Source organism: Planococcus sp. YIM B11945, assembly GCF_050864155.1.
Taxonomy (GTDB): Bacteria; Bacillota; Bacilli; order Bacillales_A; family Planococcaceae; genus Planococcus.
Genome location: NZ_JBOZWR010000003.1, coordinates 621904 through 636223, shown reverse-complemented (window position 1 = coordinate 636223; position 14320 = coordinate 621904). Strand labels below are relative to the sequence as shown.

Below are 14320 nucleotides of genomic sequence, written 5' to 3'. Positions count from 1 at the left end.
GGTGCACACACGTGGATTAGAAAATGAAAGGCGATTGATCATGGACTGGCTGCGCCGTCTTGGCGTGGAATTTCATACAGGTTTCATCGTTGTGAATTCCGGCAAAGACGACCATCCTGTCGTTTATGCGAATGAGGCTTTTTACAAGATGATCGGGTACACCGAAAAAGAAGTTCTTGGCCAAAATGGCCGTTTTTTGCATGGAGACAAAACCGATCGCTTTATTAGCCAAGAAATTCGGAAGTGTTCGGAAACGCAAACAGCTGGAGTTTTTGAAATCGTCAATTACCGGAAAGACGGATCTCCATTTTGGAATGAAATCACCATTCAGCCGCTGCCTTTTCCGGAAACCGATCTGCAGTTGACACTGATGCTGCAGCGCGATATAACAGACCGAAAGCGTTCTGATGCGCTCATTAAATTGCAGCAAGAAACGTACGATGGCATTGAAAAAGGCTATATGCTGAGTGCTTTGTTGCAAAAAGCGTGCAATACGGCAGAGTCGTTTTTCCAGGATGGCACAAAATGCACGATTATGCTTGTCGATGAAGACAACCGCTTCCGCATTGGAGCGGGAAATTCCATGCCAAAAGAATATCGCGACGCTGTCGACGGCATGCTGGCGGAAGAGCAAATGGGGACATGCGGCGCTGCTTTTCACAAAAAAGAATTGGTTGTCGTAGAAAACATGAAAACGCATTTCTTGTGGCGAAATCTTCATGATCTCGTCGATGAATTCAATTTGATTTCGAGCTGGTCGATGCCCATTTTAAGTGCAGCGGAAACACCCATCGGCACATTCGGCATTTATTTTTCGGAGGCAAACAAACCGCATAAAAAAGACTTAAACTTTCTTCAGCAAATTGCGTCGATTGTGGCAGTGACTATAAAATATTCCCAGCAACAAGTGGAGATTTTGCAATTAGCGTATACCGATCAAGAAACGGATTTGCCGAACCGCCATTATTTCAGAAACGAACTGGCCGAAATGATCAAAGAAAAAAAAGAAGGATTTATTGCCTTTATTTCAGCCGATGAATATACGAAAGTCATCGACCAATACGGCCACCGGGCAGGGGATGCACTTGTGTTCGAGTTCGGCAAGCGCTTTAGCCGCCTTAATTTGCCGGGCGAGCCGCTTTTAGCCAGGTTCTCAGATTCTACACTTGCGTTGTTTTGCATGACGCCATTGGATAAGGTACCGGATTACCTCGAGATGATTGCCCAAGCAGCAGCAGAGCCTGCGGTGATTCGGGATTTGGAACTGTTTGTTACGTTGAAAATAGGAGTAGCGCTCATTACGCCGCAGCAGCAGGATGGCGAAGAGCTGATCCGTTATGCGGACAGCGCCCTGTCAAAAGCCAAATTGCGGGCGGGCGAATCGTTTTGCTATTACGAAAATGAGCATGATGAATTTAGTATGAAAGACTTGCGAATTGCCAATGAATTGACAGCGGCGCTCCGGAAAGAAGAAATCAGCGTTCATCTTCAGCCGAAAGTGGATTTGGCAACTGGAGAAATTCTCAGTTTTGAAGCGCTGGCACGCTGGTATTCCGCGGAATTGGGCTTTGTAGCTCCGGATCTTTTTATACCGGCTGCGGAGAAAAACGGCAAAATCCACTTATTGGAGCAATCCATTTTAAAGCAAGTGTTGACGTGGCTGAAAAAACGCCAAGATCAAGGAATCCGGATGTATCAAGTGGCAATCAATGTCTCGTCCGACCATTTTTTCCATCATTCTTTTATTCCGCATCTTGTGGACGCCATGGAGCATTATGGAATTGATCATCGCTGGATCCAACTCGAAATCACTGAACGCATTGGGTTTGTTGATATTGAAACGGCTTATAAAGTTTTCAAACAGTTGAAGGCATACGGCTTTTCCAGTTCGGTTGATGACTTTGGAACCGGCTATTCATCGCTTAGCTATTTGCAAAAATTGCCGGTCAGTGAAATCAAAATCGATCGGTCGTTTATTTCCAATATGCACGAACCCGCAACATTGGCGATTGTCCGCACTATCGTTCAATTAGCGGAAAACTTAAACATGTTGGCGGTAGCTGAAGGAATTGAAACCGAACAGCAGCGGAAGCTTCTTGAGACGCTTGGATGCAAAGTAGGCCAAGGCTATTTGTTTTATAAACCAATGCCGCTTGAAGAAGCAAATCGATTGTAAACCGGAGCAAAAATGCTCCGGTTTTTTGTTTGGATGCATTCACCCCCAAAAAAACTGAATACTTGTAATGCTTCTCTCAATCACTCGGAGGGCTAAATTTCTGATATACTATTTAAGATAATGTGTGAAAAGGAGAGATTAGCCATGGGTAAAGTTTATGTTTTTGATCATCCGTTGATCCAACACAAATTGACGTACATCCGCGACAAATCGACTGGAACAAAAGAGTTTCGGGAATTGGTTGATGAAATAGCGACGTTGATGGCTTTTGAAATTACGAGAGATTTGCCGCTGAAAGAAATTGAAGTGGAAACTCCAGTTCAAATGGCAACATCAAAAGTTTTAGCGGGAAAAAAATTGGGCATCGTTCCTATTTTGCGCGCTGGCATTGGCATGGTAGACGGCATTTTGAAACTGATTCCAGCTGCGAAAGTTGGCCATATCGGTTTGTACCGCGATCCTGAAACCTTGCAGCCGGTCGAGTATTATTTGAAATTGCCATCCGATGTGCAAGAACGCGAGTTTATCGTAGTAGATCCGATGCTGGCAACAGGCGGTTCTGCGATTGAAGCGGTTAATTCTTTGAAAAAACGCGGTGCGACGAAAATTCGTTTCATGTGCATCATTGCGGCACCGGAAGGCGTCGAAGCATTCCAAGAAGCGCATCCGGATGTGGACGTTTACATCGCCGCATTGGATGAAAAGTTAAACGACCATGGCTATATCGTTCCAGGGCTCGGCGATGCCGGAGACCGTTTGTTCGGAACGAAATAAAAAAAAGAGGTTGATTAGGTTGACGAAAAAGTGGAAGGTAATGACGATATTCGGCACGCGTCCGGAAGCGATCAAGATGGCTCCGCTCGTGCTGGAACTTCAAAAGTATCCGGAAACGATTGAGCCGCTTGTTACCGTTACTGCCCAGCATCGGGAAATGCTCGACCAAGTGCTGGAAACGTTTCAAATTACGCCAGATTATGATTTGAACATTATGAAAGAACGCCAAACTCTCAGCGATGTTACTGTCCGCGGATTGAATGGGCTGGATGAAGTCATGAAAACAGCACAGCCGGATATTGTATTGGTGCATGGTGATACGACAACAACATTTGTCGCTAGCCTTGCCGCTTTTTATAACCAAATAGCTATCGGGCACGTGGAAGCAGGGCTTCGCACACATAATAAGTACTCACCGTACCCGGAAGAAATGAATCGCCAGTTGACCGGCGTCTTAGCCGATATCCATTTTTCGCCGACTGAAAAATCAGCGCAAAATTTACTGGCAGAAAACAAAAAGCAAGAAACGATTTACATTACGGGCAACACGGCGATCGACGCACTCAAAACAACGGTTCGGGAAACATACAGCCATCCGATTCTTGAGAAGATCGGCTCGGACCGTATGATTTTATTAACGGCCCATCGGCGTGAGAACTTAGGGCAGCCAATGCGTAACATGTTCCGTGCCATCAAGCGGCTCATCGAAGAGCACGAAGACATCCAAGTGGTCTATCCGGTACACATGAATCCTGCTGTCCGTGAAGTGGCGGACGAAGTGCTTGGCCGAGACCCGCGCATCCATTTGATCGAACCGCTTGAAGTGTTGGATTTCCATAATTTCGCTGCGCGTTCTTTCATTATCTTGACGGATTCCGGCGGGGTGCAGGAAGAAGCACCTTCGCTTGGCAAGCCGGTTCTGGTGCTGCGCGATACAACGGAGCGCCCGGAAGGCATCGATGCGGGTACGCTGAAACTGGCAGGGACTGAAGAAGAAAATATCTATGGTCTTGCGAAAGAATTGCTGACTGATCCTGCTGCTTATGAAAGAATGTCGCGTGCGTCCAATCCGTATGGAGACGGAGAAGCCTCCCGCCGAATTGTAGAAGCGCTGCACGAATACTTTAGAGGGAAATAAAATTTTGAGCGGCTAATACAGCCGCTTGGACATTAGTTAACAAATTTGTCAACAATATGTCGGCGTGAAATCGCTTGTGAAGTTTTTCACGTCTACTAATTGACATGATTTTACCCCTATTGTATGCTTACAAAGGGTATGCATGAGAAGGTTTTCATACATAAAGATGTTGTTCTGAAAGCCTGATGCGACTGCTCTTTTTTAGAGATAAAATGTCAAATCAAAACGAATTTCGAGGGGTTTATCATGCGCCCAACAAAAAGTCCCTTACAAGCAATGGCGCTTTACAGTGCCATTCTCTCACAACTTGTCGGGTCCGTGCTCATCGGTCTATTCACAGGTATGTGGCTCGATGAACAATTCGGAACCGCCCCGCTTTTCTTAATCATCTGCCTGCTCGCAGGTCTAGCCATTGGCGTGTGGGCGATGCTTCAAACCGTCCAAAAATTCGAATCAGGAGACAAGTGAAAAAATGGATGGACTCAGGGAGATTTATACAAGACTCAAAAGAATGATTTATTTCATCCTGGCGGCTTTCGTCATAGGTTGGGGATTTACTCCATATCAGACGATTTTTGCAGGTCTTATAATCGGAACTTTGTTCGGCATTTATAATATGTGGATCCTGGTGCGGAGGATGGAAAAGTTTGACCGGGCGGTGGCAGAAGGCTCGAAGGTTCGTTCGCTTGGAACGGCATTACGGTTTGCTTCGGGGGTTGCTGCTGTGGCGATAGCACTTTTATTCGCAGAGCACATCCATTTGATCAGTACGGTCATCGGCTTGATGGTTCCGTATGTTCTGCTTTTGGCAGAACGAATTGTTTATCACGTGAAACACTATTAGATTGTGGAAAGAGAGGTGAAACTATCGTGGATCATGGAGCTCCTATGTATCATGTGTTCGGTTTGTGGTTTAACTTATCGAACGTAATGATGCTTATTGTAGCCGCTCTTATCGTGTTCCTAATTGCATTTTTTGCTACACGGAGATTGCAGCTTAAACCGACAGGTATGCAAAATTTCATGGAATGGGTCATGGATTTTGTAAAAGGCCTTATCAAAAGCAATATGGACTGGAAAACAGGCGGACGGTTCCACGTTCTTGGAATTACGCTGATCATGTTCATTTTTGTTTCGAATATGTTAGGGTTGCCGTTTTCAATTATTATCAATGGAGACCTTTGGTGGAAATCGCCAACTGCTGACCCAACGATAACAATGACGCTTGCTGCAACAGTCATCCTTTTAAGCCATTATTACGGCATTAAGATGAGAGGATTGAAAAGCTATGCAGGGGGTTATCTTAAGCCGCTGCCTTTCTTATTGCCGCTTAACATCATTGAAGATTTCGCAAATACGCTGACACTTGGTCTGCGGCTTTACGGAAACATTTACGCCGGGGAAATCTTGCTAGGTTTATTGGCAGGCCTTGGCGGCACCGGTATTGTAGGATTTGCTTCAGCTATCGTTCCGATGATGGCATGGCAAGGGTTCTCGATCTTTATCGGGGCAATTCAAGCATTTATTTTTGTTATGTTAACGATGGTTTATATATCGCATAAAGTAAGCGACGACCATTAAGTATAAAACGCTCAACCTGAGCACAAAAAAACAACTATCCTGAGGAGGACACATTAAATGACAGGTTCATTAGGTTTATTAGCAGCAGCAATCGCAGTAGGTTTGGCAGCACTAGGCGCAGGTATTGGTAACGGTCTTATCGTATCTAAAACAGTTGAAGGTATCGCTCGTCAACCAGAAGCACGCGGAGTACTTCAAACAACAATGTTCATCGGGGTTGCATTGGTTGAGGCATTGCCAATCATCGCTGTAGTTATCGCGTTCATCACAATGAACCGTTAATAACGAAAAGCGCCAGCGCCCGTAAAGTCTGGGCGCTGGAGTCTGGACACTGAATTTGAACAATAAAAAGGGCTAAATGGCGAGGATGCTTCGGTGTATTTTTCGCCATTTATGCTTATCTCTTTTAACTTGATATTTGAAAAAACATCTTAAACTTTAGATCTTACTATAGAAGAATGTGAATTTAGGCTCTTGAAGGGAGTGAAACAATCGTGTTTTTTGATTATCTTGTACTTGGTGCAGCAGAATCGCATGCGCCTAAGTTTTTGAATACTGGAGACATCATCGCAACACTCGCGGTCTTCATCATTTTGATGCTCTTGCTGAAGAAATTCGCTTGGGGCCCGTTGATGGGTGTTATGCAAGAACGTGAAAACTTGATTGCTGGTGAAATTGAAACGGCTGAAAAGAGCCGCCTAGAATCACAAAAATTGCTTGAAGAGCAGCGCAACTTGTTGAAAGAAGCGCGTACACAAGCTCAGCAAATCGTAGAAAATGCTAAAAAACAAGGCGAAGTTTCGCGTGAGGATATCATTTCGAATGCTCGTGCTGAAGCAGGCCGCATGAAAGAATCGGCAGTCCAAGAAATCGCGAACGAAAGAGAACAAGCGCTTTCTGCAGTCCGTGATGAAGTTGTGGCATTGTCAATGCTTGCAGCGTCGAAAGTATTGGGCAAAGAAATTTCTGAAGAAGACAACCGTCAGTTGATAAACGAAACGATTGCGAAGGCAGGCGACGGTCGATGAGCCAAGTCTCAGAACGTTACGCACTAGCATTGTTCCAAACCGCACGCCAGCACAGCGTTATCGAATCAGTGGAGCAGGATTTGCGCGAAGTGAAACAAGCGTTCATGGCAAATCCTGAACTTATGGAACTTTTGAAGTCCCCTTCACTGGCAGCAGATAAAAAAAGAGCAGTCATCACGCAATTATTCGGCCAAGCAAATGAGTTTGTGTTGAATACGCTGCTGTTGATCGCAGACCGCAAACGGTTGGATGAAGTCGTTGGCATTGCAGACGCCTTTATTCAATTGGCTAATGAAGCAATGGGCATTGAAGATGCGAAAGTTTATTCAATCCGTCCGTTAACAGAAGAAGAACGTGCCTCTGTCTCCTCCGTTTTTGCAAAAAAAGTTGGAAAACAAGCATTGCGAATTGAAAATATCATTGACCCGTCTCTTATTGGTGGCATGCGCATTCAAATCGGAAACCAGATTTATGACAGCAGCATCAGCTCGAAACTTGAGCGCCTACAGCGTCAATTGATCGGTTAATTTTAGAAATTATGAGAGGGTGACATACATGAGTATCAGAGCTGAAGAAATCAGCGTTTTAATAAAGCAGCAGATTGAAAACTATCAATCTGAGATGAAAGTCGACGACATCGGTACAGTAATCACAGTCGGTGACGGTATCGCTCGCGTTCATGGCATCGACAACGTTATGTCCGGAGAACTTGTTGAGTTCCCGAACGGCGTAGTTGGTATGGCACAAAACTTGGAAGCCAATAACGTTGGTATCATTATCCTTGGCCCATACACAGACATCAAAGAAGGCGACGAAGTGCGCCGTACTGGCCGCATCATGGAAGTTCCAGTAGGTCCGGAACTTATCGGCCGCGTTGTAAACCCAATCGGACAGCCAGTTGATGGCCTTGGCCCGATCCACACTACAAAAACTCGTCCAATCGAAAGCCCAGCTCAAGGCGTTATGGCCCGTAAATCGGTACATGAACCGCTTCAAACTGGTATTAAAGCAATCGATGCATTAGTGCCAATCGGCCGTGGACAGCGCGAATTGATCATCGGTGACCGCCAAACAGGTAAAACTTCTGTAGCGATCGACACGATCTTGAACCAAGCTGACCAAGACATGATTTGTATCTATGTAGCAATCGGACAAAAAGAATCGACAGTACGTAACGTAGTAGAGACTTTGCGCAAAAACGGCGCACTTGACTACACAATCGTTGTAACGGCATCAGCTTCTCAACCGGCTCCATTATTGTACCTTGCTCCTTACGCAGGTATTTCAATGGCGGAAGAGTTTATGTTTGATGGCAAACACGTATTGATCGTCTATGATGACTTAACAAAACAAGCTTCGGCTTACCGCGAATTGTCACTTCTACTTCGCCGTCCGCCAGGCCGTGAAGCATACCCAGGGGATGTTTTCTACTTGCACTCCCGGTTGTTAGAGCGCGCTGCAAAATTGAACGAAACTCTTGGAGCAGGTTCAATCACAGCGTTGCCATTCGTTGAAACACAAGCAGGGGACATCTCAGCTTATATTCCAACAAACGTAATTTCAATCACTGACGGACAAATCTTCCTTCAGTCTGATTTATTCTTCTCGGGTGTACGCCCGGCGATCAACGCGGGTCTTTCTGTATCACGTGTTGGTGGTTCAGCACAAATTAGTGCGATGAAAAAAGTTGCGGGTACATTGCGCCTTGACTTGGCAGCGTTCCGTGAACTTGAGTCATTCTCTCAGTTCGGTTCTGATTTGGATCCAGCAACTGCTGCGAAACTTGAGCGCGGGAAACGTACTGTTGAAGTATTGAAACAAGACCTGAACAATCCGATCAAAGTTGAAAAACAAGTTGTTATTTTCTACGCTTTGACTCGTGGATTCCTTGACGATATCGCTATCGGCGACATTCAACGTTTTGAAGCTGGATTGACTAGCTGGCTGGATTTGAACCACACAGAAATTTTGGATCATATTCGCACAACGCAAAAATTGCCATCTGATGAAGCATTTGCTGCTGCAATCAACGAATTCAAACGCACATTCGCTTAATTAGACCAATCCTTTCGTTCGAATAAGAATAAAAAATAATAAGGTGGTGAAATACCAGTGGCATCTTTACGCGATATAAAAAACCGAATTACCTCTACTAAGAAAACAAGCCAGATCACAAAAGCTATGCAAATGGTTTCTGCTTCGAAATTGAACCGTGCGGAAGTAAACGCGAAAGCGTTCGTTCCTTACATGGGCAAAATTCAGGACGTCGTATCTGCAATTGCTGCAGGATCGAGTGACACTAGCCACCCGATGATGAATACACGTCCGGTTCAGAAAACCGCATACTTAGTCATCACATCGGACCGTGGATTAGTAGGCGGGTACAACAGCAACATTTTACGTACCGTAATGGCTAAAATCCGCCAACGCCATACATCCAACGATGAGTTTGTTATTCTTAGTATTGGCCGAAAAGGTCGGGATTTCTTTGCAAAACAAGGAATGACGATTCTTGAGAGCAAAATTGCGCTTCCGGATCATCCTACATTTGCAGACATTAAAGAAATTACGCAAAAAGCTGTTGGTATGTTCTCAGAGGGTACGTATGACGAAGTTTATATGTACTACAATCACTTTGTCTCAGCAATTCAACAAGACGTTACTGAAAAGAAAGTTCTGCCGTTGACGGATATCCAACCATCAACGTCTACTGCTTCGTATGAGTTCGATCCATCGGCAGAAGCGATTTTGGAAGTTCTTCTTCCTCAATATGCAGAAAGCTTGATTTTCGGTGCGGTTCTTGACGGCAAAGCAAGCGAACATGCTGCTTCTATGACAGCAATGAAGAGTGCAACCGACAACGCAAGTGATTTGATTAACGGATTGACACTTGTATACAACCGTGCGCGCCAAGCTGCGATTACTCAAGAAATTACAGAAATCGTCGGCGGAGCTGCAGCTTTAGAATAAAGGTATACATGTTGAACTGGGAAAATGATTCTATACACCGCTTCGGTCGCTTTAGGAAGAGCAAAGAATATTGCTCCTGCGCAAGCTCGTCGCCAAAGAGGTCCCCAAATCCTTTGGGTTCCTCTTTGGCTCCCGCAATAAGCCGAGAAAAACACTCGTCTTATTGCTTCGCCTAGCCTTTGGACGCGCCGAAGCTAAGAGATTTCTTACTATTAGAAGAGTTGATCAGCATAATAGCCATATTACTGCTAGCAGGTAGGAGATATGGAGCAAAATAGCGGAGAAACCCGTACTGTTTCTGCATCGCTACGCTAGCTTCGAAACATGAAAGAGCGTTGCTCCTGCAGTGCTGCGCACTTCGTCGCAAAGCTACCGGTCGAAGTACCTTCGACCAATAGCTTCGCAGCTGTTTTGCGGAATATCTATAAGTGGGGATCATTAGTTCAACATATATAGTAAAATATGCAGACAGTCCTCCCACTATTCAAGCGGGAGTCCTGCTGCTGTAAAAAAAGAATGACCGATAGACAAAAGTAAGACAGGAGGGAACAGCATGAACACAGGACACGTTCTTCAAGTTATGGGTCCGGTTGTAGACATTCAGTTTTCAGAAGGCCATCTTCCAGAAATCTACAACGCCCTAACTGTAACTATTAATCGTCCCGGACAAGCGCCTACTACTTTAACTTTAGAAGTGGCACTACACCTTGGTGACGATGCAGTACGCACAATCGCGATGGATTCCACTGATGGATTGCAGCGCGGTTCAGTAGTAACCGATTTGGGCAGCGCAATCACTGTTCCAGTTGGAGATGTAACATTAGGCCGTGTATTTAACGTACTTGGCGAAGTAATCGATTTAGGGGAAGAAATTCCAGCGACTGAACGCCGCAACCCGATTCACCGTTCAGCACCTACATTCGAACATCTTTCTACACAAGTTGAAATCCTAGAAACAGGTATCAAAGTAGTTGACTTGCTTGCCCCTTACATCAAAGGTGGTAAAATCGGTCTTTTCGGTGGTGCCGGTGTAGGTAAAACAGTTCTTATTCAAGAATTGATCAACAACATTGCTCAAGAACACGGCGGTTTGTCTGTATTCGCTGGTGTTGGTGAGCGTACGCGCGAAGGGAACGACTTATTCCACGAGATGAGCGATTCCGGCGTTATCAAGAAAACAGCAATGGTCTTCGGCCAAATGAATGAGCCGCCTGGCGCACGTATGCGTGTTGCTTTGTCCGGTTTGACAATGGCTGAATATTTCCGTGACGAACAAGGCGCGGACGTACTCCTGTTTATCGATAATATCTTCCGTTTCACTCAAGCAGGATCTGAAGTATCAGCGCTTTTAGGCCGTATGCCATCTGCCGTTGGTTATCAGCCGACTCTTGCTACAGAAATGGGCCAATTGCAAGAACGTATTACAACAACTAGCACAGGTTCAGTAACTTCTATCCAAGCGATTTATGTACCAGCCGATGACTACACGGATCCGGCTCCGGCTACAACTTTCGCTCACTTGGATGCAACAACTAACCTTGAGCGTAAACTATCAGAGATGGGCATCTATCCTGCGGTGGATCCTCTTGCTTCGACTTCTCGTGCATTGTCGCCTGAAATCGTTGGAGAAGAACATTACGGAATTTCTCGTCAAGTGCAAGAAACGCTTCAGCGCTACAGAGAGCTTCAAGATATCATTGCCATCCTTGGTATGGATGAGTTGAGCGACGAAGACAAGCTAACGGTTAACCGTGCACGCCGCGTCCAAAACTTCTTATCTCAAAACTTCCACGTAGCTGAACAGTTCACGGGCCAAAAAGGTTCTTATGTTCCAGTACAGGAAACTATTAAAGGATTCAAAGAAATTCTTGAAGGCAAATACGACCACTTGCCTGAAGATGCATTCCGCTTAGTCGGGCGCATTGAAGAAGTAATCGCTAAAGCGAAAAGCATGGGCGTAGAAGTTTAAAATAAGGGACCAGGAGGGAAAAAAATGAAGACCATTGCAGTCAATATTGTCACTCCCGACGGCCCGGTATACGATTCAGAAGTCTCTATGGTAATTGGGGTTACCGCAACAGGTGAAATGGGAATTTTGCCTGGCCATATCCCGACAGTTGCTCCTCTTGGGATCGGAGCAGTCCGGTTGAAGAAAGACAACTCAACGGAATTGGTTGCTGTAAACGGCGGATTTCTTGAAGTTCGCCCTGAAAAAGTAACCGTTCTTGCCCAGTCTGCAGAACGCGCGACAGATATCGATCTTGCCCGTGCACAAGAAGCTGCCAGACGTGCCGAAGCGAGACTTCAGGCGAATAAAGACGAAGTCGACTTTAAACGAGCTGAACTTGCTTTAAAGCGTGCGATGAATCGTATCAACGTTTATGAGGGTAACATTTAAGAAAAACGAAAACGGCCGTTCAGCTTAAGTTCGAGGAGTTGGCCGTTGGAGTTTGGACACATATGAAACGAGCGGGCAGAAGGGCTTTTAACTTTTGTCCGCTTTTTTTATTAACAATTGAAAAGGGGTGCTTTCCGTGGAAACAATGATTGGACAGCAAGCATTAGTTTCGATATTCAGCCATATCTTTTTTACCGGTGTTGCATTTTATGCGCTGCGTGCCGTGATGTTTGAAAAATGGATTCGGAAACAGCATGTCCTGCAAGCGCAGATTCTATATATTTTCTTAAGCATTGCCATTGGAACGATGGTCTCGACATTTTTCCTTAATATTTCTACATGGTCTCGACAATTGCCATATTTATTCTAAGATGCGGTTTTGCCATGGACACGAAAATCGCATCTATGGCAAAACATCACCTTCCAGATATTCCCCGGGAAATATTTTAAATTACAGGTTTATACAGGAGAATGCTAGGGAAATAAACCTTGTAATGATATTGTAACAATTGCTGAAATTTCTTTTGGAAGACGGACATAAAGCGGGTTGTTCCTACGAATATTATGGTAATCTCAAAAATTTATCAAGAGTAGGCGCAAAGATACTTGTTTATTTATTAAAAAACAGGTACTATAAGTAAGGTTTTGTTTCTAATAAATGACATTGGACTTTTAATGTACATAAAGTACATATATATATTATTAAACATATGGAGGGCATACCAGTGGATCAGATTATTGTAAAAGGCGGTCAACAATTAAAAGGGAAAGTTCGAGTGGAAGGTGCTAAAAATGCAGTATTGCCAATTTTGGCAGGTGCGTTGTTAGCTTCTACTGGAAAAAGTTACTTGAAAGAAGTACCTAATTTAGCGGATGTTTATACCATTCAAGAAGTTCTGAAAAGCTTAAACGCAACAATTGAGTATTCACCAGAAAAGAACGAAATGGTAATTGATGCATCCCAAACATTATCAAGTGAAGCGCAATTCGAATATGTAAGAAAGATGCGTGCTTCAATCTTGGTAATGGGACCGATTCTTGCACGTAATGGATTCGCTCGTGTTGCTCTACCAGGCGGCTGTGCAATTGGATCACGTCCAATAGACCAGCATTTAAAAGGTTTTGAAGCAATGGGTGCACAAATTACTTTCGGAAACGGCTTTGTCGAAGCTAAAACAACGGGCCGTTTGCGGGGAGCAAAAATCTATTTGGATTTCCCAAGCGTAGGGGCAACTGAGAACATCATGACTGCTGCTGCTTTGGCTGAAGGCGTGACCATCATTGAAAACGCAGCGAAAGAACCGGAAATCGTTGATTTGGCTAACTACATCAATGAAATGGGCGGCCGCGTTGTCGGCGCTGGAACAGATATTATGAAAATTGAAGGCGTTAAAGAACTTCATGGCGCAGAACACTACATTATCCCGGATCGCGTTGAAGCTGGTACATTTATGGTAGCGGCAGCGATTACAGAAGGCGATGTTATCATTGAAAATGCCGTTCCTGAACACATGGCAGCATTGATTTCGAAGCTTGGTGAAATGGGCGTCGATATTCAAGAAGTAGAAGAAGGCCTACGCGTTCGCGCTTCTCGTCCTCTTCGTTCAATTGATATCAAGACAATGCCTCACCCTGGCTTCCCGACAGACATGCAATCGCAAATGATGTCGTTGATGCTGACTGCTCAAGGAAACGGAATCTTGACGGAAACTGTATTTGAAAACCGCTTCATGCATGTGGAAGAATTCCGCCGCATGAACGCTTCTGTAAAAATTGAAGGCCGCTCGGTTATCATGGAAGGGCCATCGAAATTGCAAGGCGCTGAAGTTGCTGCTACAGACTTGCGTGCTGCTGCTGCATTGATTCTTGCTGGACTTGCTGCAGAAGGCATTACACGCGTCAATGAGCTTTACCACTTAGATCGCGGTTACGTTAACTTCCATTTGAAACTTGCAGCGTTGGGCGCAGATATTGAACGCGTAACGACTGAAGAAGCAAAGGTAGAACAACTGGTCTAATTCCATTTAATTATTCAAGCCTGTGAGCGATTCAGCCCACAGGCTTTTTAATTTATTTAATAAAATTAAAATATTTTAAGTTGAACTAAAAAATCGATTTTACAATCCTCTTCGGACGCTTTAGGCAGGCTGAAGCTAAAAATTTTTAAATACGAAAAGAGAAGACCATCACAATCGTTCTATTCCTGCTAGCACGTTAGACGATATGGAGCAAAATAGCGGAGACGCCTGCGGAAT

The 14320-nt window shown here is 44.7% G+C and carries 15 protein-coding genes; all 15 read left to right on the top strand.

Translation table 11 applies throughout. The features are described from left to right. The first annotated feature begins 1 nt into the window (after window position 1). On the top strand, window positions 2-2176 hold the full coding sequence (locus ACRRQV_RS07565) for an EAL domain-containing protein (protein ID WP_432529302.1): 2175 nt from the start codon (window positions 2-4) through the stop codon (window positions 2174-2176). A gap of 144 nt (window positions 2177-2320) precedes the next feature. Then, window positions 2321-2950 (top strand): uracil phosphoribosyltransferase, encoded by a 630-nt coding sequence (upp, locus tag ACRRQV_RS07560; RefSeq protein WP_432529300.1) that lies wholly within the window; start codon window positions 2321-2323, stop codon window positions 2948-2950. A 19-nt stretch (window positions 2951-2969) separates the two neighbouring features. Next, complete coding sequence (gene wecB / locus ACRRQV_RS07555; RefSeq protein WP_432529298.1) at window positions 2970-4088, top strand: non-hydrolyzing UDP-N-acetylglucosamine 2-epimerase; 1119 nt, start codon at window positions 2970-2972, stop codon at window positions 4086-4088. Window positions 4089-4334: 246 nt separating this feature from the next. Continuing rightward, window positions 4335-4556: an AtpZ/AtpI family protein gene (locus tag ACRRQV_RS07550; RefSeq protein ID WP_432529296.1), complete on the top strand. Its 222-nt coding sequence runs from the start codon at window positions 4335-4337 to the stop codon at window positions 4554-4556. A gap of 4 nt (window positions 4557-4560) precedes the next feature. Next, a complete protein-coding gene (locus ACRRQV_RS07545) occupies window positions 4561-4932 on the top strand; it encodes an ATP synthase subunit I (RefSeq protein WP_432529294.1) in 372 nt (123 codons plus the stop codon). Window positions 4933-4958: 26 nt separating this feature from the next. Beyond that, window positions 4959-5669, top strand: coding sequence for a F0F1 ATP synthase subunit A (gene atpB, locus ACRRQV_RS07540; RefSeq protein ID WP_432529292.1), 711 nt, complete (start codon window positions 4959-4961; stop codon window positions 5667-5669). Between the two features lie 57 nt (window positions 5670-5726). Further along, window positions 5727-5951, top strand: coding sequence for a F0F1 ATP synthase subunit C (gene atpE, locus ACRRQV_RS07535; RefSeq protein WP_432529290.1), 225 nt, complete (start codon window positions 5727-5729; stop codon window positions 5949-5951). A 212-nt stretch (window positions 5952-6163) separates the two neighbouring features. Next, window positions 6164-6697, top strand: a complete 534-nt coding sequence (gene atpF / locus ACRRQV_RS07530; RefSeq protein ID WP_432529288.1) for a F0F1 ATP synthase subunit B — start codon at window positions 6164-6166, stop codon at window positions 6695-6697. Beyond that, the gene (locus ACRRQV_RS07525; RefSeq protein WP_432529286.1) at window positions 6694-7224 is read left to right on the top strand and encodes a F0F1 ATP synthase subunit delta; all 531 of its coding nucleotides are present in this window, start codon (window positions 6694-6696) and stop codon (window positions 7222-7224) included. Before atpF ends, ACRRQV_RS07525 begins: the two co-directional genes overlap by 4 nt. A 28-nt stretch (window positions 7225-7252) precedes the next feature. Then, a complete protein-coding gene (gene atpA, locus ACRRQV_RS07520; RefSeq protein ID WP_432529284.1) occupies window positions 7253-8752 on the top strand; it encodes a F0F1 ATP synthase subunit alpha in 1500 nt (499 codons plus the stop codon). A gap of 57 nt (window positions 8753-8809) precedes the next feature. After that, on the top strand, window positions 8810-9667 hold the full coding sequence (atpG, locus tag ACRRQV_RS07515; protein WP_432529282.1) for an ATP synthase F1 subunit gamma: 858 nt from the start codon (window positions 8810-8812) through the stop codon (window positions 9665-9667). A 553-nt stretch (window positions 9668-10220) separates the two neighbouring features. Further along, window positions 10221-11636 (top strand): F0F1 ATP synthase subunit beta, encoded by a 1416-nt coding sequence (atpD, locus tag ACRRQV_RS07510; RefSeq protein ID WP_432529280.1) that lies wholly within the window; start codon window positions 10221-10223, stop codon window positions 11634-11636. A gap of 24 nt (window positions 11637-11660) precedes the next feature. Further along, window positions 11661-12065, top strand: coding sequence for a F0F1 ATP synthase subunit epsilon (locus tag ACRRQV_RS07505; RefSeq protein ID WP_432529278.1), 405 nt, complete (start codon window positions 11661-11663; stop codon window positions 12063-12065). A gap of 136 nt (window positions 12066-12201) precedes the next feature. After that, window positions 12202-12435 carry a DUF1146 family protein gene (locus ACRRQV_RS07500; RefSeq protein WP_432529276.1) on the top strand — a complete coding sequence of 78 codons (234 nt, stop codon included), beginning with the start codon at window positions 12202-12204 and terminating at the stop codon, window positions 12433-12435. 355 nt (window positions 12436-12790) lie between these two features. After that, window positions 12791-14083: a UDP-N-acetylglucosamine 1-carboxyvinyltransferase gene (murA, locus tag ACRRQV_RS07495; protein WP_432529274.1), complete on the top strand. Its 1293-nt coding sequence runs from the start codon at window positions 12791-12793 to the stop codon at window positions 14081-14083. Window positions 14084-14320: the final 237 nt, after the last annotated feature.